Source organism: Streptomyces sp. NPDC058274 (assembly GCF_042881375.1).
Classification (GTDB): domain Bacteria; phylum Actinomycetota; class Actinomycetes; order Streptomycetales; family Streptomycetaceae; genus Streptomyces.
Window position 1 is genome coordinate 44,431 of sequence record NZ_JBHVXW010000024.1, and the last position, 22,429, is coordinate 66,859.

Annotated in this window: 33 protein-coding genes; 4 read left to right on the forward strand and 29 right to left on the reverse strand. The window is 67.5% G+C overall.

Features of this window, described 5'->3' with window-relative positions:
* The first annotated feature begins 7 nt into the window (after positions 1-7).
* A complete protein-coding gene (locus ACFVYF_RS33395) occupies positions 8-226 on the forward strand; it encodes a DUF397 domain-containing protein (protein ID WP_389461475.1) in 219 nt (72 codons plus the stop codon).
* On the opposite strand, the gene glmS is transcribed toward ACFVYF_RS33395, so the two are convergent.
* Both glmS and ACFVYF_RS33405 read right to left on the reverse strand, forming a co-directional pair.
* The gene (gene glmS, locus ACFVYF_RS33400; protein ID WP_389461477.1) at positions 187-2,034 is read right to left on the reverse strand and encodes a glutamine--fructose-6-phosphate transaminase (isomerizing); all 1,848 of its coding nucleotides are present in this window, start codon (positions 2,032-2,034) and stop codon (positions 187-189) included. The genes ACFVYF_RS33395 and glmS overlap by 40 nt on opposite strands.
* 186 nt (positions 2,035-2,220) lie before the next feature.
* Complete coding sequence (locus ACFVYF_RS33405) at positions 2,221-2,457, reverse strand: hypothetical protein (protein WP_389461479.1); 237 nt, start codon at positions 2,455-2,457, stop codon at positions 2,221-2,223.
* Between the two features lie 168 nt (positions 2,458-2,625).
* Here ACFVYF_RS33405 and coaA point away from each other — a divergent pair, with 168 nt between their 5' ends.
* Positions 2,626-3,615: a type I pantothenate kinase gene (gene coaA / locus ACFVYF_RS33410; RefSeq protein ID WP_389461481.1), complete on the forward strand. Its 990-nt coding sequence runs from the start codon at positions 2,626-2,628 to the stop codon at positions 3,613-3,615.
* 23 nt (positions 3,616-3,638) lie between these two features.
* Positions 3,639-4,583, forward strand: coding sequence for a DUF389 domain-containing protein (locus ACFVYF_RS33415; protein ID WP_389461483.1), 945 nt, complete (start codon positions 3,639-3,641; stop codon positions 4,581-4,583).
* Here ACFVYF_RS33415 and glmM read toward each other — a convergent pair.
* The 4 genes from glmM to ACFVYF_RS33435 all read right to left on the reverse strand — a co-directional run bounded on the left by glmM (position 4,580) and on the right by ACFVYF_RS33435 (position 8,582).
* Entirely contained in the window at positions 4,580-5,938 is a 1,359-nt protein-coding gene (glmM, locus tag ACFVYF_RS33420) for a phosphoglucosamine mutase (RefSeq protein WP_389461485.1), read from the reverse strand. The two genes, ACFVYF_RS33415 and glmM, sit on opposite strands and share 4 nt — an antisense overlap.
* A gap of 228 nt (positions 5,939-6,166) precedes the next feature.
* Positions 6,167-6,688 (reverse strand): 30S ribosomal protein S9, encoded by a 522-nt coding sequence (gene rpsI, locus ACFVYF_RS33425; RefSeq protein ID WP_383282676.1) that lies wholly within the window; start codon positions 6,686-6,688, stop codon positions 6,167-6,169.
* A gap of 42 nt (positions 6,689-6,730) precedes the next feature.
* On the reverse strand, positions 6,731-7,174 hold the full coding sequence (gene rplM / locus ACFVYF_RS33430; RefSeq protein WP_010986363.1) for a 50S ribosomal protein L13: 444 nt from the start codon (positions 7,172-7,174) through the stop codon (positions 6,731-6,733).
* A gap of 205 nt (positions 7,175-7,379) precedes the next feature.
* Positions 7,380-8,582 carry a glycosyltransferase family 87 protein gene (locus tag ACFVYF_RS33435; protein ID WP_389461486.1) on the reverse strand — a complete coding sequence of 401 codons (1,203 nt, stop codon included), beginning with the start codon at positions 8,580-8,582 and terminating at the stop codon, positions 7,380-7,382.
* Between the two features lie 74 nt (positions 8,583-8,656).
* On the opposite strand from ACFVYF_RS33435, the gene ACFVYF_RS33440 reads away from it, so the two are divergent.
* Positions 8,657-9,520: a hypothetical protein gene (locus ACFVYF_RS33440; RefSeq protein WP_389461487.1), complete on the forward strand. Its 864-nt coding sequence runs from the start codon at positions 8,657-8,659 to the stop codon at positions 9,518-9,520.
* 15 nt (positions 9,521-9,535) lie between these two features.
* On the opposite strand, the gene truA is transcribed toward ACFVYF_RS33440, so the two are convergent.
* The 23 genes from truA to rplP all read right to left on the reverse strand — a co-directional run bounded on the left by truA (position 9,536) and on the right by rplP (position 22,429).
* On the reverse strand, positions 9,536-10,399 hold the full coding sequence (gene truA / locus ACFVYF_RS33445; RefSeq protein ID WP_389461489.1) for a tRNA pseudouridine(38-40) synthase TruA: 864 nt from the start codon (positions 10,397-10,399) through the stop codon (positions 9,536-9,538).
* 75 nt (positions 10,400-10,474) lie between these two features.
* Positions 10,475-10,990 (reverse strand): 50S ribosomal protein L17, encoded by a 516-nt coding sequence (gene rplQ, locus ACFVYF_RS33450; RefSeq protein ID WP_389461490.1) that lies wholly within the window; start codon positions 10,988-10,990, stop codon positions 10,475-10,477.
* A 173-nt stretch (positions 10,991-11,163) separates the two neighbouring features.
* On the reverse strand, positions 11,164-12,186 hold the full coding sequence (locus ACFVYF_RS33455) for a DNA-directed RNA polymerase subunit alpha (protein ID WP_003966937.1): 1,023 nt from the start codon (positions 12,184-12,186) through the stop codon (positions 11,164-11,166).
* 113 nt (positions 12,187-12,299) lie between these two features.
* The gene (gene rpsK / locus ACFVYF_RS33460; RefSeq protein WP_003948617.1) at positions 12,300-12,704 is read right to left on the reverse strand and encodes a 30S ribosomal protein S11; all 405 of its coding nucleotides are present in this window, start codon (positions 12,702-12,704) and stop codon (positions 12,300-12,302) included.
* 96 nt (positions 12,705-12,800) lie between these two features.
* Positions 12,801-13,181 (reverse strand): 30S ribosomal protein S13, encoded by a 381-nt coding sequence (rpsM, locus tag ACFVYF_RS33465; RefSeq protein WP_266501051.1) that lies wholly within the window; start codon positions 13,179-13,181, stop codon positions 12,801-12,803.
* A 207-nt stretch (positions 13,182-13,388) separates the two neighbouring features.
* Positions 13,389-13,502: a 50S ribosomal protein L36 gene (rpmJ, locus tag ACFVYF_RS33470; protein WP_003998809.1), complete on the reverse strand. Its 114-nt coding sequence runs from the start codon at positions 13,500-13,502 to the stop codon at positions 13,389-13,391.
* Between the two features lie 57 nt (positions 13,503-13,559).
* Entirely contained in the window at positions 13,560-13,781 is a 222-nt protein-coding gene (infA, locus tag ACFVYF_RS33475; RefSeq protein WP_003948620.1) for a translation initiation factor IF-1, read from the reverse strand.
* 141 nt (positions 13,782-13,922) lie between these two features.
* Positions 13,923-14,759 (reverse strand): type I methionyl aminopeptidase, encoded by an 837-nt coding sequence (map, locus tag ACFVYF_RS33480; protein ID WP_389461491.1) that lies wholly within the window; start codon positions 14,757-14,759, stop codon positions 13,923-13,925.
* 104 nt (positions 14,760-14,863) lie between these two features.
* Positions 14,864-15,526 (reverse strand): adenylate kinase, encoded by a 663-nt coding sequence (locus tag ACFVYF_RS33485; protein ID WP_389461492.1) that lies wholly within the window; start codon positions 15,524-15,526, stop codon positions 14,864-14,866.
* A complete protein-coding gene (gene secY, locus ACFVYF_RS33490) occupies positions 15,526-16,839 on the reverse strand; it encodes a preprotein translocase subunit SecY (RefSeq protein ID WP_389461494.1) in 1,314 nt (437 codons plus the stop codon). The genes ACFVYF_RS33485 and secY overlap by 1 nt, the downstream gene beginning before the upstream one ends.
* Before the next feature lie 222 nt (positions 16,840-17,061).
* Positions 17,062-17,517 (reverse strand): 50S ribosomal protein L15, encoded by a 456-nt coding sequence (gene rplO / locus ACFVYF_RS33495; protein ID WP_383282650.1) that lies wholly within the window; start codon positions 17,515-17,517, stop codon positions 17,062-17,064.
* 2 nt (positions 17,518-17,519) lie between these two features.
* Positions 17,520-17,702, reverse strand: a complete 183-nt coding sequence (gene rpmD, locus ACFVYF_RS33500) for a 50S ribosomal protein L30 (protein ID WP_389461496.1) — start codon at positions 17,700-17,702, stop codon at positions 17,520-17,522.
* Positions 17,702-18,307 (reverse strand): 30S ribosomal protein S5, encoded by a 606-nt coding sequence (gene rpsE, locus ACFVYF_RS33505; RefSeq protein WP_006376045.1) that lies wholly within the window; start codon positions 18,305-18,307, stop codon positions 17,702-17,704. The genes rpmD and rpsE overlap by 1 nt, the downstream gene beginning before the upstream one ends.
* A 64-nt stretch (positions 18,308-18,371) precedes the next feature.
* Positions 18,372-18,752, reverse strand: a complete 381-nt coding sequence (gene rplR / locus ACFVYF_RS33510) for a 50S ribosomal protein L18 (RefSeq protein WP_383282643.1) — start codon at positions 18,750-18,752, stop codon at positions 18,372-18,374.
* Positions 18,753-18,755: 3 nt separating this feature from the next.
* On the reverse strand, positions 18,756-19,295 hold the full coding sequence (gene rplF, locus ACFVYF_RS33515) for a 50S ribosomal protein L6 (protein WP_189776124.1): 540 nt from the start codon (positions 19,293-19,295) through the stop codon (positions 18,756-18,758).
* 24 nt (positions 19,296-19,319) lie between these two features.
* Entirely contained in the window at positions 19,320-19,718 is a 399-nt protein-coding gene (rpsH, locus tag ACFVYF_RS33520) for a 30S ribosomal protein S8 (protein ID WP_383282637.1), read from the reverse strand.
* A gap of 207 nt (positions 19,719-19,925) precedes the next feature.
* Complete coding sequence (locus ACFVYF_RS33525; protein ID WP_003948630.1) at positions 19,926-20,111, reverse strand: type Z 30S ribosomal protein S14; 186 nt, start codon at positions 20,109-20,111, stop codon at positions 19,926-19,928.
* A 5-nt stretch (positions 20,112-20,116) separates the two neighbouring features.
* Positions 20,117-20,674, reverse strand: a complete 558-nt coding sequence (gene rplE, locus ACFVYF_RS33530; protein ID WP_148010026.1) for a 50S ribosomal protein L5 — start codon at positions 20,672-20,674, stop codon at positions 20,117-20,119.
* Positions 20,674-20,997 (reverse strand): 50S ribosomal protein L24, encoded by a 324-nt coding sequence (gene rplX, locus ACFVYF_RS33535; protein WP_189776123.1) that lies wholly within the window; start codon positions 20,995-20,997, stop codon positions 20,674-20,676. The genes rplE and rplX overlap by 1 nt, the downstream gene beginning before the upstream one ends.
* 2 nt (positions 20,998-20,999) lie before the next feature.
* Positions 21,000-21,368 carry a 50S ribosomal protein L14 gene (gene rplN, locus ACFVYF_RS33540; protein ID WP_003998823.1) on the reverse strand — a complete coding sequence of 123 codons (369 nt, stop codon included), beginning with the start codon at positions 21,366-21,368 and terminating at the stop codon, positions 21,000-21,002.
* Positions 21,369-21,501: 133 nt separating this feature from the next.
* A complete protein-coding gene (gene rpsQ / locus ACFVYF_RS33545; RefSeq protein ID WP_010986349.1) occupies positions 21,502-21,786 on the reverse strand; it encodes a 30S ribosomal protein S17 in 285 nt (94 codons plus the stop codon).
* Positions 21,786-22,010, reverse strand: a complete 225-nt coding sequence (gene rpmC / locus ACFVYF_RS33550) for a 50S ribosomal protein L29 (RefSeq protein WP_003998824.1) — start codon at positions 22,008-22,010, stop codon at positions 21,786-21,788. Before rpmC ends, rpsQ begins: the two co-directional genes overlap by 1 nt.
* The gene (gene rplP, locus ACFVYF_RS33555; protein WP_033319640.1) at positions 22,010-22,429 is read right to left on the reverse strand and encodes a 50S ribosomal protein L16; all 420 of its coding nucleotides are present in this window, start codon (positions 22,427-22,429) and stop codon (positions 22,010-22,012) included. The genes rpmC and rplP overlap by 1 nt, the downstream gene beginning before the upstream one ends.

Below are 22,429 nucleotides of genomic sequence, written 5' to 3' on the forward strand. Positions count from 1 at the left end.
GCACTCCATGGACACCCCCGACAACTGGCGGAAGTCGTCTTACTCCGGCGCCGGAGACGGCAACTCCTGCGTGGAGATCGCGAACTCACCCACCCACATAGCCATCCGCGACTCCAAGACCCCCACCGCCGCCACCCTCACCTTCCCCACCGAGGCCTTCACCCCCTTCCTCAGCGCCCTGAAGAACTACTCCACCGTCACCGACTTCGCCAGGTTCCGCGGCTGATCCACCTCGTTGCCGCGGGCCGTGGCCAGTTCGCAGGCGAAGACCTGCAGCGGGACGGTGGTGACCAGCGGCTGGAGCAGGGTCGGCGTGACCGGGACGCGGATCAGATGGTCCGCGTACGGCACGACCGTCTCGTCCCCCTCCTCCGCGATCACGATCGTGCGCGCACCCCGCGCCCGGATCTCCTGGATGTTGGAGACGATCTTGTCGTGCAGGACCGAGCGGCCGCGCGGGGAGGGGACGACCACGACGACCGGGAGGTCCTGCTCGATCAGCGCGATCGGCCCGTGCTTCAGCTCGCCTGCCGCGAAGCCCTCGGCGTGCATGTACGCCAGTTCCTTGAGCTTCAGGGCGCCTTCGAGGGCCACGGGGTAGCCCACGTGCCGCCCCAGGAACAGCACCGTGTTCTTCTCGGCGAGGGAGCGCGCCAGCTCCCGTACCGGCTCCATGGTCTCCAGGACCTGCTCGACCGAACCGGAGATCTCCGCCAGGTCCCGGATGACCGCCTGGATCTCGTCGCCCCACTTGGTGCCGCGCACCTGGCCGAGGTAGAGCGCCACCAGATAGCAGGCGACGAGCTGCGTGAGGAACGCCTTCGTGGACGCGACGGCGACCTCGGGCCCCGCGTGCGTGTAGAGCACCGCGTCCGACTCGCGCGGAATCGTCGAGCCGTTCGTGTTGCAGATCGCCAGCACCTTGGAGCCCTGCTCACGGGCGTGCCGCAGCGCCATCAGCGTGTCCATGGTCTCGCCGGACTGCGAGATGGCGATGACCAGGGTCTGCTGGTCCAGGATGGGATCGCGGTAGCGGAACTCGCTCGCCAGCTCCACCTCGCACGGCACCCGCGTCCAGTGCTCGATGGCGTACTTGGCGATCAGCCCGGCGTGGAAAGCCGTACCGCAGGCCACGATGACGACCTTGTCGACCTCGCGGAGCACCGCCGTCGGGATCCGCACCTCGTCCAGCGTCAGACAGCCCGCCGCGTCGATGCGGCCCAGCAGGGTGTCGGCGACCGCCTTGGGCTGCTCGGCGATCTCCTTGAGCATGAAGTAGTCGTAGCCGTCCTTCTCGGCCGCCGAGAGGTCCCAGTCGACGTGGTAGGACCGGACGTCGGCGGGCCGGCCGTCGAAGCCGGTGACCGTCACCCCGTTCCGGCGCAGTTCCACCACCTGGTCCTGGCCCAGCTCGATCGCCGAGCGGGTGTGGGCGATGAACGCGGCGACGTCCGAGGCGAGGAAGGCCTCGCCCTCTCCCACGCCCACCACGAGCGGTGAGTTCCGCCGCGCCCCCACGACCACGTCGGGCTGGTCCGCGTGCACGGCGACCAGCGTGAACGCGCCGTCGAGGCGACGGCAGACCAGCCGCATCGCCTCCGCCAGGTCCGCGCACGAGGAGAACTCCTCGGCGAGCAGATGCGCGACCACCTCGGTGTCGGTCTCCGAGGTCAGCTCGTGCCCGCGCTCGGCCAGCTCGGCGCGCAGCACGGCGAAGTTCTCGATGATGCCGTTGTGGACGACGGCGACCCGGCCCGCGTTGTCCAGATGCGGATGCGCGTTCTCGTCCGTGGGGCCTCCGTGGGTGGCCCACCGGGTGTGCCCGATCCCCGTCGATCCCGTCGGCAGCGGCCGGTCGACCAGCTCCTTCTCCAGGTTGACCAGCTTCCCGGCCTTCTTCGCGGCGGCGAGGCCACCGTCCGCGAGCACCGCGACCCCGGCCGAGTCGTACCCCCGGTACTCCAGTCGCTTCAGTCCGGCGACGACCACATCGAGTGCCGACTGCGACCCCACGTATCCCACGATTCCGCACATGGCGGCAGCCTAAGGGCAGGCACTCGCCGCATCCCGGCACTCCGTGCCCGATATCGGAAATTCCGCCAGGGCCCGCTACGGCCGGCCCCACGCGCAGCTCCGGGCCGTCCGGAGCCGGGGGCATTCGCGGGTCACTCCCCCGGCGCCGCCCGGAGCCGGGGGCACCCGTGCGTCACTCCCCCGCAGTCACTCCCCGCGCTCGATCCGCTCGATCGCCTCCTGGACCATCCCCAGGTACTCGACCTCCTCGCAGCGCGGCTTGCTGCCCAGCTCGTACAGGGCGAGGCAGTCGTCAAGGTCCTCGCCCACGTCCTCGTCCGGCAGGTCGGCGGCCAGCTCGCTGCACACCCGTGCGGCCAGGTCCGAGTGCGTGGACGGATGCGCGGGTGCGTGTCGACGGCGTACGAAGTCACGGATGTGCATGGCGGTCGCCACTCCCAACCCCCGGTGTTCCGGGACGCGGCTCGCTTCCCGGATGGCGGGAACGTATCCCTGTCCGGGGTGCCGGTCCAGGGAATCGGCCAGGTCTCACCCGGCCGTGCGTGACGGACCCCACCCGCCATCCCGTTCAAATCCCCGTAACAATGGACTGTGATCTCTCCGGTCTCCTCGTTGCCGCGGAGCGCCCACCGGTCCAGGCCGGAGGCGACTCCCTACCTCGACCTCACCCGTGCCGAGTGGAGCGCCCTGCGCGAAAAGACGCCGCTCCCGCTGAACGCCGAGGAGGTCGAGAAGCTGCGCGGTCTGGGCGATGTCATCGACCTCGACGAGGTGCGGGACATCTATCTGCCGCTGTCCAGACTGCTGAACCTGTACGTGGGTGCCACGGACGGGCTCAGAGGCGCCCTGAACACCTTCCTCGGCGAGAAGGGCTCCCAGGCGGGCACCCCGTTCGTCATAGGCGTCGCCGGCTCCGTGGCCGTCGGCAAGTCCACCGTGGCCCGGCTCCTCCAGGCCCTGCTCTCCCGCTGGCCGGAGCACCCGCGGGTCGAGCTGGTCACCACGGACGGCTTCCTGCTGCCCACCAAGGAGCTGGAGGCCCGCGGCCTGATGTCGCGCAAGGGTTTCCCCGAGTCCTACGACCGCCGCGCCCTGACCCGCTTCGTCGCGGACATCAAGGCCGGCAAGGACGAGGTGACGGCCCCCGTCTACTCGCACCTCATCTACGACATCGTCCCCGGCCAGAAGCTGACCGTGCGCCGCCCCGACATCCTGATCGTCGAGGGCCTGAACGTGCTCCAGCCCGCCCTGCCCGGCAAGGACGGCCGCACCCGCGTCGGTCTCGCCGACTACTTCGACTTCAGCGTGTACGTGGACGCCCGCGCCGAGGACATCGAGGCGTGGTACCTCAACCGCTTCCGCAAGCTGCGCGCGACCGCCTTCCAGAACCCGTCCTCGTACTTCCGCAAGTACACCCAGGTCTCCGAGGAGGAGGCCCTGGACTACGCCCGCACGACCTGGCGGACCATCAACAAGGTCAACCTGCTGGAGAACGTGGCCCCGACACGCGGCCGCGCGACCCTCGTCGTCCGCAAGGGCCCGGACCACAAGGTGCAGCGCCTGAGCCTGCGCAAGCTGTAATCCGGCCCGGCTACGCTGCGGCCATGCTGCATCTGCGCCTGATCACACCGGCCGACCGCACGGAGGAAGTGGTACGTCTCGTCGAGTCGACGGTCGGCACCGCCCACCTCGTGGTGCTCCCGGGCGCCGCCCGCAACCCCGCCGGGGACGTGGTGATGTGCGACGTCGCGCGGGAGGCGGGCGACGAACTCATCGGCGCGCTGCGGAAGTTGGACCTGGACAAGACCGGCTCGATCGCGGTCGAGAACATCGACCTGTCGCTGTCGAAGCGCGCCGACAAGGCGGAGGACGAGGCGCCGGGCGAGGGCGCGGACGCGGTGCTGTGGGAGCATCTGGCGGACGCGACGCACGAGGAGTCGACGCTCACCGTCACCTACGTCGCGTTCCTCGCCGTCGCGACGATGCTCGCGGCCTGCGGTGTGATGCTCGACAACGCGATCCTGATCGTGGGTGCCATGGCCGTGGGACCGGAGTTCGGGCCGCTGGCCGGCATCTCCACGGCCCTGGTGCGGCGCGCCCCGCACCTGGTGTGGCGGTCACTGTGGGCGCTGCTCGCCGGGTTCGCGATCGCCATGGTGCTGACGGCGGGCTTCAGTTGGCTGCTGGACGCCTTCGGACTCTTCGAGAAGTCGATGGTGGAGGCGGCCCGGCCCAACACCGCCTTCATCTGGAAGCCGGACTGGATGTCCTTCGTGGTGGCGTTCCTGGCCGGTATCGCGGGGACCCTGTCGCTCACCTCGGCCAAGTCGGGCGCGCTCATCGGCGTCGCGATCTCGGTCACCACGGTCCCGGCGGCCGCCAACGCGGCGGTCGCCTTCAGCTACACGGACTTCTCCCAGACCTGGGGCTCCACATGGCAGCTGCTCGCCAACCTCGGCGGCATCGTCCTCGCCGGCACGCTCACGCTGCTCACCCAGAAGTGGTTCTGGGCGAGGCAGCACGCACGCACCGTCCCGCAACTCGGCTAACCGAGCGCTGACTTCACCGCGTCGGCCAGCCGTCCGGCGACCGACCGCGCGTGGTCGATGTCGGCGGCCTCGACCATCACCCGGACGAGCGGCTCGGTGCCGGACGAGCGGAGCAACACCCGCCCGGTGGAGCCGAGTTCGCGCTCGGCGTCGGCGACGGCCGTGGCCAGCTCGGCGGAGGTCTTCACCCGCGACTTGTCGACGTCCGGCACATTGATGAGCACCTGCGGCAGCCGCTCCATGACGGACGCGAGGTCCTGGAGCGTACGACCGCTCTGGGCGACGCGGGCGGCCAGCAGCAGGCCGGTCAGCGTGCCGTCACCGGTGGTCGCGTGGTCGAGGATGATGACGTGCCCCGACTGCTCGCCGCCGAGGGCGTAGTCGTGCCGCTTCATCTCCTCCAGGACGTAACGGTCACCGACCGCCGTCTGCACCAGGGAGACACCCTCGCGCTCCATGGCGAGCTTGAAGCCCAGGTTGGACATCACCGTCGCGACGACGGTGTCCGAGCGCAGCGCGGACCGCTCCCGCATCGCCAGCGCCAGTACGGCCAGGATCTGGTCGCCGTCCACCTCGGCGCCGGTGTGGTCCACGGCCAGGCAGCGGTCGGCGTCCCCGTCGTGCGCGATGCCGAGGTCGGCGCCGTGCTCGATGACGGCGGACTTCAGGAGGTCCAGATGGGTCGAGCCGCAGCCGTCGTTGATGTTCAGCCCGTCCGGGTCCGCGCCGATCGTGATGATCTCGGCACCGGCCCGCGTGAAGGCCTCCGGCGACACCCGGGCGGCCGCGCCGTGCGCCTCGTCGAGGACGACCTTCAGCCCCTCGAGACGGTTCGGGAGCACGTTGATGAGGTGGGCGACGTACTGGTCGAAGCCCTGCTCGTACGACTTGACCCGGCCGACGCCGGCACCGGTCGGACGGTCCCAGGGAGCGCCCGTGCGGTGCTCCTCGTAGACGGACTCGATCCGGTCCTCCAGCTCGTCGGCGAGCTTGTGACCGCCGCGCGCGAAGAACTTGACGCCGTTGTCGGGCATGGCGTTGTGGCTGGCCGACAGCATCACGCCGAGGTCGGCGCCGAGCACGCCGGTGAGATACGCCACCGCGGGGGTGGGCAGCACACCGACCCGCAGGACGTCCACGCCCGCGCTGGCCAGTCCCGCGACCACGGCGGCCTCCAGGAACTCCCCGGACGCGCGCGGGTCCCGCCCGACGATCGCCACCGGCCGGTGGCCCTCGAACGTGCCCGCCTCGGCCAGTACGTGTGCCGCCGCGACGGAGAGACCGAGAGCCAGCTCGGCCGTCAGATCCGCATTGGCAACACCGCGTACGCCGTCCGTGCCGAAGAGTCGTCCCACTTGCTGTCCTCCGAACTGTCGGAAATCCCGAAAAAACCGCCGAGCCGTTTCGCTGAACCCTCGACCCTGACGAGTGTCCGAGAAGCGGCTGGGGCTTCGATAAGCATCCGAGCATGCAAGCCGTTGAAGGCCTTATGCCGTTATACGCCCACGGCTGTGATAAACGAACGCCCCGGCGGCACACAGCGTGCCGCCGGGGCGTTCGGAGTACAGCAGGGCAGCGCGAGATTAGCGCTTGCTGTACTGCGGGGCCTTACGGGCCTTCTTGAGACCGGCCTTCTTGCGCTCGACCGCACGGTCGTCGCGCTTGAGGAAGCCGGCCTTCTTCAGGGCGCCGCGGTTGTTGTCCACGTCCGCCTCGTTCAGGGCGCGGGCCACGCCGAGGCGCAGGGCGCCGGCCTGACCGGAGACGCCGCCACCCGAGATACGGGCGACCACGTCATAGCGGTTGTCGAGCTCGAGCACCTTGAAGGGCTCGTTGACTTCCTGCTGGTGCACCTTGTTCGGGAAGTAGTCCTCGAGCGTGCGCCCGTTGATCTTCCACTTGCCGGAGCCCGGGACGATCCGGACGCGGGCGATGGCGTTCTTGCGACGGCCCAGGCCGGCGGCCGGCTGCGGGTCGCCGAAGCGGGACGCCGTGGACTCCGAGGTGTACTCGCCCTCGACGGGCGCGTCGGACTCGGTGGTGTAGCTCTCGATGTCGACAACCTCGGTCTCTTCGACCGGCTGCTCAACGGTGGTCTCGGCCACGATTCTCCTCAGATTCTGTTCAGTCTTAGGGGGTGGCCGGAACTACTGCGCGACCTGGGTGATCTCGAACGGCACCGGCTGCTGCGCAGCGTGCGGGTGCTGGTCGCCCGAGTAGACCTTCAGCTTCGAGAGCACCTGACGGCCCAGGGTGTTCTTGGGGATCATGCCCTTGATGGCCTTCTCGACGGCCTTCTCGGGGTTCTTCGCCAGCAGCTCGTCGTAACGGACGGAGCGCAGACCACCCGGGTAACCGGAGTGGCGGTACGCCAGCTTCTGGGTCTTCTTGTTGCCGGAGAGGTGCACCTTGTCGGCGTTGATGATGATGACGAAGTCACCAGCGTCGACGTGGGGGGCGTAGATCGGCTTGTGCTTGCCCCGCAGAATGTTCGCGGCAGTGGTCGCCAGACGGCCCAGGACGACATCCTGGGCGTCGATGACGTACCACTGGCGAGTAATGTCGCCGGGCTTGGGGCTGTACGTACGCACGGTCGTAGCCTTCGCTTCTTCAGTGAGTGGGTCCTGACATGGCCACCACGGACGATGTACGACAGCCCTGGCGGACCTCGGTGACGCAACCGAGTCCTGCCGCTGGTCATCGGCCCGGTGGACCGGTGTAAGGGCCCCTCACGTGAGAATGAGCAAGCCAATACACATAACGAAGGGCAAGCGTACCCGTGCTTCCCCGGACGGGTCAAAACGCGCGTGTGCCACCCACCTGGCGGCTACCGCTGCGGCCCCTGCTGTGAGCGGTCGCCGGACGCGGCTCCGGCCGGGCGGCCACCGAGACGGCCAGGACCAGTAGACACAGCGTAAGGCAGTCCCGGAACGCCCGCCGGGTCTCCGGCTCCAGGAAGGGCCAGGTGAGGCCGGGGATCTGCGGCACCAGCGCCAGCCAGAACCAGGGCCCCCGGGCGACCGCCCCCGGATGCAGCGCCCCCGCGAGCAGCAGCGGCACCACCACGACCAGGTAGTGGTCGTACGACGGCCGGGAGACCAGGAACGCCGAGAGCATCAGCAGCGCGGCGGTCTCGACGATCCGCAGCGGCCCGGGGTCCGCGCACCGCCACCGCCGGTACGCACACCACGTCCCCCACCCGGCACCGGCCAGCGCCAGGGCGGCGGCCGGCCCCGCCGGCACCCCGAGCCGCGGCAGCACCGCCCCCGGCGACGCCTCGTAGAGCCGTACGAAATCGTCCTGGCCGCGCAGCAGGAACGGCAGCGTCCGCGTGAAGAACCCCGCGGGATCCGGCATCAGCAGCGCCGCCCCGCCGGAAGCCACCGCCGGCACCAGGACGACCGCGCCGAGCGCCCGCCGGCGCCCGGCGAAGAGGAACAGCAGCGCCACCGGCGCGAGCAGCGGTTTCAGCGCCACCGCGGCACCGATCACGGCACCCGCCGCGCCCCACCGCCCCCGCACCGCGCACAGCAGCCCGAGCGGCAGCGCAAGGACGGCGGTCGCGGTCCAGTTGCCGAGCCGCACCAGATGCCCGAAGGGCGCGAAGCCCACGGCGAGGGCGGTCAGCCCGAGCACGGCGAAGCGGCTGCGCCACCACACCCCGTGGATCCGCAGCGCGCAGGCCCAGCCGGCGACCAGCAGCGCGGTCACCACCAGCGGCACGAGCACGCGCAGCGCCTGCGAGGGCAGCAGCGCCTGCGGCACCGCGGCGAGCACGGCGCTCGGAAGATAGAGGAAGTGCGGGTCGGCGTACGGCGAACCGCCGTCCAGCCAGGTCCGGGCGGCCCGTACGACGATCGCGTTGTCCATCCCGCCGTCCGCGGTCCGGCGGGCGACGTTCACCACCGAGGCACTGAGCACCACGGCGGACACCACCCACCCGTGCCAGGACGCCCTACGTACCAACCACCCGGAGATGTCACTTTTGCCCGTGTGCATTCAGATCACGCTAGGGGCTCAAGTGCCTGCTGATGCGGAACGGCACCCCCCGCACCCCGTCTAAGATGCGCCCCATGAGCTATGGGCAGGGGGAGCCCCCGTGGGATCCCTGGAAATCGGGTTCCCAGCAATCGCAGTGGGGCAACCAGACACCGGACTGGGCGGCACTCGCCGAGGCTTCCGAGTCACGCAACAAACGCCGCAGGCTGCTGCTGATCGGCGGCGGCGCCCTGGCCACGGTCGCTGTGGGCGCGGCCGTCGCCGTGGGCGTTGTCTCGGCGAACGGGGACAACCAGGCCTCCAACTCGCCGAGCAACCTGCCCGCCACCGCCGACATCCCGAGCGGCACGGCTGAGCCGGCCCCGTCGTTCGAGCCGACCACGGCCCCTCCCCCGCTGGATCCGAAGGACTTCATATCCAGCGTGAAGAAGGACACAGCCCCGCTCAGCGCGGACATCCTCTTCCCCGGTTCGCAGCTGACGATGGGCGAGCGGGTCTACCGCAAGGGGCCGACGGCCTCCACCACCAACTGCGCGTCCGCCGCGCAGGGCACGCTCCCCGCGGTCCTCACCAAGAACGACTGCACCCGGTTCCTGCGCGTGACCTACTCCAAGGACGGCATCGCGGTGACCGTCGGTGTCGCGGTCTTCGACACCGAGGCCCAGGCGACCAAGGCCAAGGCGGAAGCGGACAAGAAGAGCATCATCACCTCGCTGTCCGGCTCCGGCGTCGCCGCCTTCTGCCGTACGGCGATCTGCCGCTCGACGACCAACTCCTACGGCCGCTACGCCTACTTCACGCTCGCCGGGTTCAGCAGCGGCAAGGACGTGACGGAGAAGGACGCCAAGGTCTTCACGACCGGTGACGACCTCGCCGAGTTCGCCTTCCGTCAGATCCGCCGCCGCGGTGAGGCACAGGCCTCCGCGGCCGCCCAGTAGCCCGCAGCCGGGAGTTCAGCAGCAGCCCGGCCGGGCTCCCGGCAGTGTCCGCCTGTTCCGCGCTTCCTTGTTGCGCGCGGCCAGCAGCTCGTCGGCGGGATAGCCGACCTCCTCCAGCGTCAGCCCGTGCGGCCGTACGACGTGCACGGCCGAGTCGCGTACGCCGGCGGCGAGCACCTTGCCCGGCCACTCGGGCCCCCGGTGCGCGTCCCCCACGAACAGCAGCGCCCCGATCAGCGAGCGCACCATGTTGTGGCAGAAGGCGTCGGCCCGCACGGTCGCCGTGATGACCCCGTCGTCCCCGCGCACGAGGCTCAGCTGCTGGAGCGTACGAATGGTGGTCGCGCCCTCCCGCTTCTTGCAGTAGGCGGCGAAGTCGTGCTCCCCGACGAGCCGCTCGGCGGCCTCGTTCATGGCGTCGACGTCCAACGGCCAGTCGTGCCACAGGACATGGCCCCGCAGCAGCGGATCGACGCCCCCGGGGTTGTCCGTGACGCGATAGGCGTACCGCCGCCAGATCGCCGAGAAACGGGCGTTGAAGCCGCTCGGCGCCTCCGTCAGGGACCACACCCGCACGTCCTTGGGCAGCCGCCCCGCGAGCCGCTTCAGGAGCTTCTCGCGGTGCTCCGCCCACAGCTCCGCGGGCAGATCGACATGGGCCACCTGCCCCCGGGCATGCACCCCGGCGTCGGTCCGCCCGGCCACGGTCAGCTCGTACGTCGTCTCCCCGGACCGCGTCACCGTCCGCAGGGCGTCCTCGATCTCCCCCTGCACGGTCCGGCGCCCCGCGGCCTGCTTGGCCCATCCGGAGAACTCGGCCCCGTCGTACGACAGGTCGAGCCGCACCCGTACGAAACCGGGCTCTACTTCGTCACTCACCCACAGATCCTCTCCAGAAACGTGGGAGCGGGCCCGCCCCCGAAGGGACGGGCCCGCTCACAGCAAGGCAGAGCCTCAGGCGTCCTTGGACTCGTCCTCGGCCTCAGCCGGCTTCGCGTCCTCGACGGCCTCGTCGGACTTGGCCTCGACGGCCTCGTCCTTCTTGGCGGAGTCTTCCTTGACGGCACGCTTGGTCGCCGCCTCGGCCTCACCGGTGGCCTCCTGGGCCACGGTCAGGGCCTCCACCAGCTCGATGACAGCCATGGGCGCGTTGTCGCCACGGCGGTTACCGATCTTGGTGATACGGGTGTAGCCACCCGGGCGGTTCTCGTAGCGCGGGCCGATCTCGGTGAAGAGCGTGTGCACGATGCTCTTGTCCGTGATCACCGAAAGCACCTGGCGGCGGTTGTGAAGGTCACCCTTCTTCGCCTTGGTGACCAGACGCTCCGCGTAGGGACGCAGGCGACGGGCCTTGGCCTCGGTGGTGGTGATACGACCGTGCTCGAAGAGCGACTTCGCGAGGTTCGCGAGGAGCAGCTTCTCGTGCGCGGCGCTGCCGCCCAGACGGGCACCCTTGGTGGGCTTCGGCATGGTGTTTCTCCTAGGTGTCTGCCCCGGCCGTATCAGGTACCGAGGTCAGTGTCCGAGCGGGCGGCTGCCCGTCGGAGATCCAGGCCCCCGAAGGGGCCTGGAAGGGGCGCGGGGAACTGCGCGACCAGCCACAGCGAACCCGCACCCAAGAACCGGCGATCGGTCCCGAGCTATCAGTACTGCTCGGTCTCCACGAAGCCCGCGTCCGCGTCGTCGTCCGCGCCGAAGGCGTCAGCCGCGGCGGTCGGGTCGAACCCGGGAGGCGAGTCCTTGAGAGCCAGGCCCATGCCGGCGAGCTTGGCCTTGACCTCATCAATGGACTTCGCACCGAAGTTACGGATGTCCAGGAGGTCGGCCTCGGAGCGGGCGACGAGCTCACCCACGGAGTGGATGCCCTCACGCTTGAGGCAGTTGTACGACCGAACGGTGAGCTCGAGCTCCTCGATCGGCAGGGCGAGATCAGCGGCGAGGGCGGCGTCCGTCGGGGACGGGCCCATGTCGATGCCCTCGGCGTCGATGTTGAGCTCGCGGGCCAGACCGAACAGCTCGACCAGGGTCTTACCGGCCGACGCCATGGCGTCACGGGGACGCATGGCCTGCTTGGTCTCGACGTCGACGATCAGCTTGTCGAAGTCGGTGCGCTGCTCGACACGCGTGGCCTCGACCTTGTACGTGACCTTCAGCACCGGCGAGTAGATCGAGTCGACCGGGATGCGCCCGATCTCCTGACCGACCTGCTTGTTCTGCACGGCGGAGACGTAGCCGCGACCGCGCTCGACGGTCAGCTCCATCTCCAGCTTGCCCTTGCCGTTGAGCGTGGCGAGGACGAGGTCGGGGTTGTGCACCTCGACACCGGCCGGGGGCGCGATGTCGGCGGCGGTGACCAGACCCGGGCCCTGCTTGCGCAGGTACATCACGACCGGCTCGTCGTGCTCCGAGGAGACGACCAGCTGCTTGATGTTGAGGATCAGGTCGGTGACGTCCTCCTTGACGCCCGGCACGGTGGTGAACTCGTGCAGAACGCCGTCGATCCGGATGCTGGTGACAGCCGCACCGGGGATCGAGGAGAGGAGCGTACGACGCAGGGAGTTGCCGAGGGTGTAACCGAAGCCCGGCTCCAGCGGCTCGATCACGAACCGGGAGCGGAACTCGTCGACGACCTCTTCGGTCAGCGACGGGCGCTGAGCAATAAGCATGAAGGAGTCCTTCAGTCATGGGCACCCACTATTTGATGCCCTTGAGTACTACAAGGGTACGGGCGGTACCGCCCTTGAAGGCCGTACCGCCCGAAACCTAAGACAACCGTGCGTCAGACGCGGCGGCGCTTGGGCGGACGGCAGCCGTTGTGCGGCGTGGGCGTCACGTCCTGGATCGAGCCGACCTCAAGACCGGTCGCCTGAAGCGAACGGATGGCGGTCTCGCGACCCGAACCCGGGCCCTTCACGAAGACGTCGACCTTGCGCATGCCGTGCTCCTGCGCGCGACGGGCAGCCGACTCGGCGGCCATCTGCGCGGCGAAGGGGGTGGACTTGCGCGAGCCCTTGAAGCCGACGTGGCCGGCGGAGGCCCAGGAGATCACGTTGCCGGTCGGGTCCGTGATGGACACGATCGTGTTGTTGAACGTGCTCTTGATGTGCGCGTGGCCGTGAGCGACGTTCTTCTTTTCCTTGCGGCGCACCTTCTTGGCAGCGCCCTGACGACCCTTGGGGGGCATCTATAACTCCTACGGGGAGGTGGTCGGTCCTACAGCGAAGACCGCTGGTTCGCGGTGGTCCGGGACGGGCCCGGGTTCCGCAGCGTCCGCTGAGGACTACTTCTTGCCCGGCTTCTTCTTACCGGCGATGGCGCGACGCGGGCCCTTGCGGGTACGAGCGTTCGTGCTGGTGCGCTGACCGTGGACGGGCAGGCCACGACGGTGACGCAGACCCTGGTAGCAGCCGATCTCGACCTTGCGGCGGATGTCGGCCTGAACCTCGCGACGGAGGTCACCCTCGGTCTTGAAGTTGGCGTCCACGTACTCGCGGATCCGGACCAGCTCTTCTTCGGAGAGGTCACGAACGCGGGTGTTCGGGTTGACGCCGGTGTCAGCCAGCGTCTTCTGCGAGAGGGTCCGGCCGATGCCGAACACGTAGGTGAGGGCAACCTCCACGCGCTTTTCGCGCGGGATGTCAACACCGGAAACGCGTGCCATTCAATGGCTCCAGTTGTCGTTCGGAGGTCTTCCGCAGAACCGGATCCCGCCCGCCGTCGTCTTCTCTTGCGAAGATTCGGTACGAACCGGGTCCCCGGCCTCCGACCGGGGGTGTCAGGCCTGATGAGACTCAGCCTGGGCTCTGCGTATGAACATGTACTGCTTGCGTCGCGCGAAGTATCTGCGGGTGCAGAAGGTGGTCGTGCGTCAGCCCTGGCGCTGCTTGTGGCGCGGGTTTTCGCAAATGACCATGACCCGGCCGTGACGGCGGATCACCCTGCACTTGTCGCAGATCTTCTTGACGCTCGGCTTGACCTTCATTGGTGAGGTTCTCCGGGTCAGTGCCACCACCCCGCGAGCGCGGGGCACAGGCAAGATCTACTTGTACCGGTAGACGATCCGGCCACGGGTCAGGTCGTACGGAGACAACTCCACCACGACCCGGTCGTCAGGGAGGATACGGATGTAGTGCATACGCATCTTGCCGCTGATGTGTGCCAGGACCTGGTGGCCGTTCTGGAGCTCGACCTTGAACATGGCGTTCGGAAGAGACTCGACGACAGTGCCCTCGATCTCGATGGCACCTTGCTTCTTGGCCACGCTTCGCCCTTCGAATCGACTACCTTGATCGACTCCGTACGAGCGCATGCAGGCATGCGGGTGCACCAGAGCCGACGAGTCAGTCTACGTCAGCGCACCCGGAAAGACGAATCGAGGAAGTTTGCCCCACGGGGAAGATCCTTAAGCAAGAGGATCGGGCGCAGCCGTGATGCCGTACTCGGCGAGCTTCGCCTTGCCGCCGTCGGGAGCGGTCAGAACCAGGGGTCCGTCCTCGGTCAGCGCGACCGAGTGCTCCCAGTGCGAGGACCAGGTGCCGTCCGTCGTGATGACGGTCCAGTCGTCGGAGAGGACCTCGGTCTTCGGGGTGCCGAGGGAGACCATGGGCTCGATGGCGAGGCAGAAGCCGGGGACCAGCTTGGGGCCCTTGCCGCGACGGCGCTCGACGTAGTTCAGCAGGTGCGGGTCCATGTGCATCTCGGTGCCGATGCCGTGACCGCCGTAGTCCTCGACGATGCCGTACTTACCGCCGCCGGGCTTGGGCTGGCGGCGGATGTACGTCTCGATGGCACGGGAGACGTCGACCAGGCGGTTGCCCGCCTTCATGGCGGCGATGCCCGCCCACATCGACTCCTCGGTCACCCGGGAGAGCTCGATCAGCTCCGGAGCGTGACCGGAGCCCACGAAGGCGGTGTACGCGGCGTCGCCGTGCCAGCCGTCGACGATGGCGCCGGCGTCGATGGAGATGATGTCGCCGTCCTTGAGGACGGTCTTCTCGTCCGGGATGCCGTGGACGACGACCTCGTTGGCCGAGGTGCAGATCGTCGCGGGGAAGCCGCCGTATCCGAGGAAGTTCGACTTGGCGCCGTGCTCGTCGAGCACCTTGCGCGCCACCTCGTCGAGGTCCTTCGTCGTGGCGCCGGGCACCGCGGCCTCACGCGTGGCCGCATGAATGGCGGCGACGACCAGGCCCGCCTCACGCATCTTGGCGATCTGCTCGGGGGTCTTGATCTGCACCATGGGGGCCTGCGCTCTCCGTCTTCTCCGTGAATCAACCGGTTACCTGCACAACACTACGGCCGCGACGCCCCTCAAGGGCACCGCGGCCGGAGCAGCGTTCACTACTACTTGTTGTCCCCCAGGCGCTTCAGCGCCTCCATGGCACGCACGGTGACGTCCTCCACCTTGCCGAGCGCGGTGATCGTGACGACCAGGCTCTGCGCCCGGTAGTAGTCGATGATCGGCTCGGTCTGCGTGTGGTAGACCTCGAGGCGCTTGCGGACGGTCTCCTCGGAGTCGTCGTCGCGCTGGTACAGCTCGCCGCCGCAGACGTCACAGACGCCGTCCTTGACCGGCTTCTTGTACTCCACGTGGAAGACGTGGCTCGAGTCCTTGCGGCAGACCCGGCGGCCGGCGATGCGCTTGACCACCTCGTCCTCGGGGACCTCCAGATCGAGGACCGCGTCCAGCTTCATGCCCTCGGCCTTGAGCATCTCGTCCAGCGCCTGGGCCTGCGACACATTCCGCGGGAAACCGTCCAGCAGGAAGCCGCTCTCGGCGTCCGGCTGCTCCATCCGGTCCTTCGCCATCGCGATGGTGACCTCGTCCGGAACGAGGTTGCCCGCGTCCATGTACGACTTCGCCAGCTTGCCGAGCTCCGTCTGCTGGCTGATGTTGGCGCGGAAGAGGTCGCCCGTGGAGATGTGCGGGATCGACAGGTTCCTGGCTAGGAACGCGGCCTGCGTTCCCTTACCGGCACCCGGCGGCCCGACGAGGACGATACGCATCAGCGGAGGAACCCTTCGTAATTACGCTGCTGAAGCTGACTCTCGATCTGCTTCACCGTCTCGAGACCGACACCCACGATGATCAGGATGCTGGTGCCACCGAACGGGAAGTTCTGGCTTGCCCCGAAGCCAACCAACGCCATCGTCGGTACGAGAGCGATCAGGCCCAGATACAGCGAACCCGGCCAGGTGATCCGGTTGAGTACGTAGCTCAGGTACTCAGCGGTCGGCCTGCCAGCCCGGATGCCCGGGATGAAGCCACCATACTTCTTCATGTTGTCGGCGACTTCCTCGGGGTTGAACGAGATCGCCACGTAGAAGAACGCGAAGAAAACGATCAGCAGGAAGTACGTGACGATGTAAATCGGGTGGTCGCCCTTGGTCAGGTTCTGCTCGATCCAGGTCTTCCAGCCCGAGGGTCCGCTGGAGAACTGCGCGACCAGCGCCGGGATGTAGAGCAGCGACGACGCGAAGATGACGGGGATCACACCCGCCTGGTTCACCTTCAACGGGATGTAGGTGGACGTACCGCCATAGGACCGGCGGCCGATCATGCGCTTCGCGTACTGGACCGGAATGCGGCGCTGAGCCTGCTCGACGAAGACCACCAGGCCGACCATGACCAGACCGACCGCGATGACGGTGAAGAACTCGATCCAGCCGCCGGCCAGCGTGCCCTGCTTCTTGATGGCCCACAGCGCGGACGGGAACGTCGCGGCGATCGAGATGAACATCAGGATCGACATGCCGTTGCCGATACCGCGGTCGGTGATGAGCTCACCGAGCCACATGACGACGGCCGTACCGGCAGTCATGCAGATGACCATGGTGATCGTGGTGAAGATCGCCTTGTCCGGAACAATCTGGTTGCCGACAGGGCAGCTGGTGAACAGCGCGCCACTGCGGGCGGTCGCCACGAGACCTGTGCCCTGGAGGATGGCGAGGGCCACCGTCAGATAACGGGTGTACTGCGTGATCTTCGCCGTACCGGCCTGGCCCTCCTTCTTGAGGGCTTCGAGGCGCGGGATCACCACGGTCAGCAGCTGCAGAATGATGCTCGCGGTGATGTACGGCATGATGCCGAGCGCGAAGATGGTGATCTGCAGCAGCGCGCCACCACTGAACATGTTGACCAGACCGAACAGCCCCTGCTTGCCGGAGGCTGCGTCAATACACGTCTGGACATTCTTGTAGTCGACGCCCGGCATCGGAATGTGGGTACCGATCCGGTACACCACGACGATGGCGAGCGTGAAGAGCAGTTTCTTGCGCAGGTCGGGCGTCCTGAACGCCCGGGCGAACGCGGTGAGCACGGTGCCTCCTGCGACCCCCGCGCAACTGCGTCAGAGGTGACGGTCTTGAGGTTCGACGAATGAATGGGGTCAACTTCCGCCCGGCGACGCGCCGCACGCAAGCTGGCAGTGCAGGCCACCTTACCGGCGAGACCGCCCCCCTTGGAACGACCAACCGGGGATGCCCCTTTTGTGGGGCATCCCCGGTTGGGATCGCTCAAGTCATCGAGACGCCTGACTGGATCAGACGAGCTCGGTGACGGTACCGCCGGCGGCGGTGATCTTCTCCTTGGCGGAGCCGGAGACGGCGTCGACCGACACCTGCAGCGCCACGGAGATCTCGCCCTGGCCGAGCACCTTGACGAGGCTGTTCTTGCGAACGGCACCCTTGGCGACGAGCCCCTCGACGGTGACCTCGCCACCCTCCGGGTACAGCGACGCCAGCTTGTCGAGGTTCACGACCTGGAACTCGGTCTTGAACGGGTTCTTGAAGCCCTTGAGCTTCGGAAGACGCATGTGGAGGGGCATCTGGCCACCCTCGAAGCGCTCCGGAACCTGGTAACGGGCCTTCGTGCCCTTGGTACCACGACCAGCCGTCTTACCCTTCGACGCCTCACCACGACCCACACGGGTCTTGGCGGTCTTGGCGCCCGGGGCGGGACGGAGGTTGTGGATCTTGAGCGGGTTGTTCTCCGCCATGATCAGTCGACCTCCTCAACCGTCACGAGGTGACGGACATGGCGAACCATGCCGCGGAACTCGGGGCGGTCCTCCTTGACGACCACGCTGTTGATCCCCTTGAGACCAAGGGACCGCAGGGTGTCACGGTGGTTCTGCTTGCTGCCGATGTACGACTTCGTCTGCGTGACCTTGAGGCGAGCCATTACGCACCCGCTCCCGCACGCGCACGCAGCAGAGCCGCGGGGGCGACGTCCTCGAGGGGCAGACCACGGCGAGCCGCGATCTCCTCGGGACGCTGCAGGCCCTTGAGGGCCGCCACGGTCGCGTGCACGATGTTGATCGCGTTGGACGAGCCGAGCGACTTCGACAGGATGTCGTGAACGCCGGCGCACTCGAGGACAGCACGCACCGGGCCACCGGCGATAACGCCGGTACCGGGGGAAGCAGGCTTGAGCAGGACGACGCCCGCGGCCTTCTCGCCCGTGATCGGGTGCGGGATGGTGCCCTGGATACGGGGGACCTTGAAGAAGTGCTTCTTGGCCTCCTCAACACCCTTGGCGATGGCGGCCGGCACCTCCTTGGCCTTGCCGTAACCGACACCCACGGTGCCGTCACCGTCGCCCACTACGACGAGCGCAGTGAAGCTGAAGCGACGACCACCCTTCACAACCTTGGCGACGCGGTTGATCGCGACTACGCGCTCAACGTACGCGGTCTTCTCGGCGGCAGCAGCGCCGCCGTCACGGCCCTTCCGGTCCCGCCGCTCGCCGCCACCGGCACCGCTTCCGCGGCGCTGGGGTCCAGCCATTGGATTACCTCTCTCTTTTTCCGCTAGCTACGCAGCGACCGAAGTCGCTAGCGCGACGGGCGACTCAGAACTTGAGTCCGGCTTCGCGGGCGGCGTCCGCCAGAGCGGCAATGCGCCCGGCGTACTGGTTACCACCACGGTCGAACACGACAGCCTCGACGCCCGCGGCCTTGGCGCGCTCGGCGACCAGGGCGCCGACCTTGCCGGCCTGCGCGGACTTCTCGCCCTCGCCCCGGATCGACGTGTCCAGGGTCGACGCCGACGCCAGGGTGTGACCCTTAACGTCGTCGATGACCTGGGCCACGATGTGGCGGTTCGAGCGCGTCACGACCAGGCGCGGACGCTCAGCCGTACCCGAGATGTGCTTCCGGATCCGGATGTGACGACGCTTGATGGCAGCACGCTTGTAAGCGTCGCCCTTAGCAATCTTGACACCGTATGCCATGGCTTACTTACCCGCCTTTCCGACCTTGCGCCGGACGACTTCGCCCTCGTACTTGACGCCCTTGGCCTTGTACGGGTCGGGCTTGCGCAGCTTGCGGATGTTGGCCGCAACCTCGCCGACCTTCTGCTTGTCGATTCCCTCGACCGAGAAGTGCGTCGGGTTCTCGACCTTGAACGAGATGCCCTCGGGCGCCTCGACCGTGATCGAGTGGCTGTAGCCGAGCGAGAACTCCAGGTTGGAGCCCTTCGCCAGGACGCGGTAACCGACACCGCTGATTTCGAGCTTCTTCACGTAACCCGTGGTCACGCCGGTGATCATGTTCGCCACCAGCGTGCGGGACAGGCCGTGGAGGGCCTTGTTCTGACGCTCGTCGTTCGGGCGGGTGACATTGAGAATGCCGTCCTCGCCCTTAGCGATCTCGATCGGCGCCGCAATGGTGTGGGAGAGCGAGCCCTTGGGGCCCTTCACCTGGACCGTACGGCCGTCGATGGTGACGTCCACGCCGGCGGGAACCGTGATGGGGAGCTTGCCAATACGCGACATAGCTGTTTCCTCCGTTCCCTTCCGCTACCAGACGTAGGCGAGAACTTCTCCGCCTACGCCCTTCTTGCCGGCCTGCTTGTCGGTGAGGAGACCGTGCGACGTGGAGATGATCGCCACGCCGAGGCCACCGAGCACCTTGGGCAGGGAGGTGGACTTCGCGTAAACCCGGAGACCGGGCTTGGAGATCCGCTTGATGCCCGCGATGGAGCGCTCACGGTTCGGGCCGAACTTCAGCTCGAGGACGAGGTTCTTGCCGACCTCGGCGTCCTCGACCTTCCAGCCCGTGATGAAGCCCTCCTGCTGGAGGATCTCCGCGATGTGCGACTTGATCTTGCTGTGCGGCATCCCCACGGAGTCGTGGTACGCCGAGTTCGCGTTACGCAGACGCGTAAGCATGTCCGCGATCGGATCAGTCATGGTCATGAATTGGCCTTCGGCCTCTCTCGCCGGGGTTTCCAGTGCGCCATCCCTCTCCCCACTCAGTGGCGGGACGGGTGCGGTGCGGGGACCTACGGCGTAGTAAGTCGTACGGGCGGCAGACGCCCAACCCTCCTAGCCTAAGCCATGGAGAGCCGGGCCCCTGCCAGACCCTTTACTTACCGAGAGCTTCGGGTAATCCCAACTAGGGGATTACCAGGAGCTCTTGGTCACGCCCGGCAGCTCGCCACGGTGAGCCATCTCACGAAGGCACACGCGGCACAGGCCGAACTTGCGGTACACGGAGTGCGGACGGCCGCAGCGCTGGCAGCGCGTGTAGCCACGTACGCCGAACTTGGGCTTACGAGCAGCCTTGGCAATCAGAGCCTTCTTCGCCATCTCGCTTACGCCTCCTTGAAGGGGAAGCCGAGGTGACGGAGAAGGGCACGGCCCTCAGCGTCGTTGGTCGCCGTGGTGACCACGGTGATGTCCATACCCCGGACGCGGTCGATCTTGTCCTGGTCGATCTCGTGGAACATGACCTGCTCCGTGAGACCGAAGGTGTAGTTGCCACGGCCGTCGAACTGCTTGGGGGACAGACCGCGGAAGTCGCGGATGCGCGGCAGCGCGAGCGACAGGGTGCGGTCCAGGAACTCCCACATGCGGTCGCCACGGAGCGTGACGTGGGCGCCGATCGGCTGACCCTCACGCAGCTTGAACTGCGCGATGGACTTCCGGGCCTTGGTGATGGCCGGCTTCTGACCGGTGATCGTGGTCAGGTCACGGACGGCACCGTCCATGAGCTTCGAGTCACGGGCGGCGTCGCCGACACCCATGTTGACCACGATCTTGACGAGACCGGGGGTCTGCATGACGTTCTCGTACGAGAACTCTTCCTGCAGCTTGGCCGCGATCTCCTCGCGGTACTTCGTCTTGAGACGCGGAGTGGTGGTGGTAGCCATCAGATGTCCTCACCCGTCCGCTTGGCAACGCGGATCTTGTTGCCCTCGTCGTCGAAGCGGAAACCGACGCGCGTGACGACCTTGTTGCCGTCCTTCTCCACGACGAGCTGAACGTTGCTCACGTGAATGGGGGCTTCGGTGGTCACGATGCCGCCGGCCTGCGAACCGCGAGCGGTGGGGCCGGCCTTCGTGTGCTTCTTGACCCGGTTGACACCCTCGACCAGGACGCGCTCGTCGCGCGGGTAAGCGGCAATGACCTTGCCCTGCTTGCCCTTGTCCTTACCGGTGATGACCTGAACCAGGTCGCCCTTCTTGATCTTCATGCTTACAGCACCTCCGGCGCGAGCGAGATGATCTTCATGAACTTCTTCTCGCGCAGCTCACGGCCGACGGGGCCGAAGATACGGGTGCCGCGAGGGTCGCCGTCGTTCTTCAGAATGACGGCGGCGTTCTCGTCGAAGCGGATGTACGAGCCGTCCGGACGGCGGCGCTCCTTGACGGTGCGAACGATGACCGCCTTGACGACGTCACCCTTCTTCACGTTGCCACCGGGGATCGCGTCCTTCACGGTGGCGACAATGACGTCACCGATGCCCGCGTAGCGGCGACCGGAGCCACCGAGCACACGGATGCAAAGGATTTCCTTCGCACCAGTGTTGTCGGCGACACGCAGTCGCGACTCCTGCTGGATCACGTCTATCTCCTGATTGTCTGCCGGTTCCCGGGGCGGGGGCGCCTGTTACGGCGTCCCCGCCCCGAGCCTGGCGGAACGAACCTGAGGGAAACCCCTCAGGCTGTGTCTGTGGAATCCCCTCGCGGGGATGTCCTTACTTGGCCTTCTCGAGAATCTCGACGACGCGCCAGCGCTTCGTCGCGGACAGCGGCCGGGTCTCCATGAGGAGGACACGGTCGCCGACGCCCGCAGCGTTCTGCTCGTCGTGGGCCTTGAGCTTGTTCGTACGGCGGATGACCTTGCCGTACAGCGCGTGCTTGACGCGGTCCTCGACAGCGACGACGACGGTCTTGTCCATCTTGTCGCTGACGACAAGACCCTCACGGGTCTTGCGGAAACCGCGCTGCTCGTTGGTCTCAGTCACGTTGCTCTCGCTCATCAGGCGCTCTCCACCGTCTCGATGCCCAGCTCGCGCTCACGCATCAGGGTGTAGATCCGCGCGATGTCCTTTCGGACGGCCTTGAGCCGCCCGTGGTTCTCGAGCTGACCGGTCGCCGCCTGGAAGCGGAGGTTGAACAGCTCTTCCTTGGCTTCGCGAAGCTTCGCAAGAAGCTCCTCGTCGCCCAGTTCGCGCAGCTCGGACGCCTTGGTACCGGCCGACATCACGCTTCACCTGCCTCGCGCCGCACAATGCGGCACTTCATCGGAAGCTTGTGAGCAGCGCGGGTAAGCGCCTCACGCGCAATCTTCTCGTTCGGGTAGGACAGCTCGAACATCACCCGTCCCGGGTGAACGTTCGCGACCCACCACTCGGGGGAACCCTTACCGGAACCCATGCGGGTCTCGGCGGGCTTCTTCGTGAGGGGGCGGTCCGGATAAATGTTGATCCAGACCTTGCCGCCACGCTTGATGTGGCGGGTCATCGCGATACGAGCCGCCTCAATCTGGCGGTTGGTCACGTACGCCGGCGTGAGGGCCTGAATGCCGTACTCGCCGAACGCAACCGTCGTACCACCCTTGGCCTGACCGCGGCGCTTGGGGTGGTGCTGCTTGCGGTGCTTGACCCTACGGGGGATCAGCAT

Coding starts and splice junctions, on each gene's coding strand:
- ACFVYF_RS33395 (WP_389461475.1), top strand. CDS start 8: ATGGACACCCCCGACAACTGGCGGAAGTCGTCTTACTCCGGCGCCGGA.
- glmS (WP_389461477.1), bottom strand. CDS start 2,034: ATGTGCGGAATCGTGGGATACGTGGGGTCGCAGTCGGCACTCGATGTG.
- ACFVYF_RS33405 (WP_389461479.1), bottom strand. CDS start 2,457: ATGCACATCCGTGACTTCGTACGCCGTCGACACGCACCCGCGCATCCG.
- ACFVYF_RS33415 (WP_389461483.1), top strand. CDS start 3,639: ATGCTGCATCTGCGCCTGATCACACCGGCCGACCGCACGGAGGAAGTG.
- ACFVYF_RS33435 (WP_389461486.1), bottom strand. CDS start 8,582: ATGCACACGGGCAAAAGTGACATCTCCGGGTGGTTGGTACGTAGGGCG.
- ACFVYF_RS33440 (WP_389461487.1), top strand. CDS start 8,657: ATGAGCTATGGGCAGGGGGAGCCCCCGTGGGATCCCTGGAAATCGGGT.
- rplQ (WP_389461490.1), bottom strand. CDS start 10,990: ATGCCGAAGCCCACCAAGGGTGCCCGTCTGGGCGGCAGCGCCGCGCAC.
- ACFVYF_RS33455 (WP_003966937.1), bottom strand. CDS start 12,186: ATGCTTATTGCTCAGCGCCCGTCGCTGACCGAAGAGGTCGTCGACGAG.
- rpsK (WP_003948617.1), bottom strand. CDS start 12,704: ATGCCCCCCAAGGGTCGTCAGGGCGCTGCCAAGAAGGTGCGCCGCAAG.
- rpsM (WP_266501051.1), bottom strand. CDS start 13,181: ATGGCACGCGTTTCCGGTGTTGACATCCCGCGCGAAAAGCGCGTGGAG.
- rpmJ (WP_003998809.1), bottom strand. CDS start 13,502: ATGAAGGTCAAGCCGAGCGTCAAGAAGATCTGCGACAAGTGCAGGGTG.
- map (WP_389461491.1), bottom strand. CDS start 14,759: ATGGTGCAGATCAAGACCCCCGAGCAGATCGCCAAGATGCGTGAGGCG.
- ACFVYF_RS33485 (WP_389461492.1), bottom strand. CDS start 15,526: ATGCGTATCGTCCTCGTCGGGCCGCCGGGTGCCGGTAAGGGAACGCAG.
- rplO (WP_383282650.1), bottom strand. CDS start 17,517: ATGGCGGAGAACAACCCGCTCAAGATCCACAACCTCCGTCCCGCCCCG.
- rpmD (WP_389461496.1), bottom strand. CDS start 17,702: ATGGCTCGCCTCAAGGTCACGCAGACGAAGTCGTACATCGGCAGCAAG.
- rpsE (WP_006376045.1), bottom strand. CDS start 18,307: ATGGCTGGACCCCAGCGCCGCGGAAGCGGTGCCGGTGGCGGCGAGCGG.
- rplR (WP_383282643.1), bottom strand. CDS start 18,752: ATGGCATACGGTGTCAAGATTGCTAAGGGCGACGCTTACAAGCGTGCT.
- rplF (WP_189776124.1), bottom strand. CDS start 19,295: ATGTCGCGTATTGGCAAGCTCCCCATCACGGTTCCCGCCGGCGTGGAC.
- rpsH (WP_383282637.1), bottom strand. CDS start 19,718: ATGACCATGACTGATCCGATCGCGGACATGCTTACGCGTCTGCGTAAC.
- ACFVYF_RS33525 (WP_003948630.1), bottom strand. CDS start 20,111: ATGGCGAAGAAGGCTCTGATTGCCAAGGCTGCTCGTAAGCCCAAGTTC.
- rplE (WP_148010026.1), bottom strand. CDS start 20,674: ATGGCTACCACCACCACTCCGCGTCTCAAGACGAAGTACCGCGAGGAG.
- rplX (WP_189776123.1), bottom strand. CDS start 20,997: ATGAAGATCAAGAAGGGCGACCTGGTTCAGGTCATCACCGGTAAGGAC.
- rpsQ (WP_010986349.1), bottom strand. CDS start 21,786: ATGAGCGAGAGCAACGTGACTGAGACCAACGAGCAGCGCGGTTTCCGC.
- rpmC (WP_003998824.1), bottom strand. CDS start 22,010: ATGTCGGCCGGTACCAAGGCGTCCGAGCTGCGCGAACTGGGCGACGAG.
- rplP (WP_033319640.1), bottom strand. CDS start 22,429: ATGCTGATCCCCCGTAGGGTCAAGCACCGCAAGCAGCACCACCCCAAG.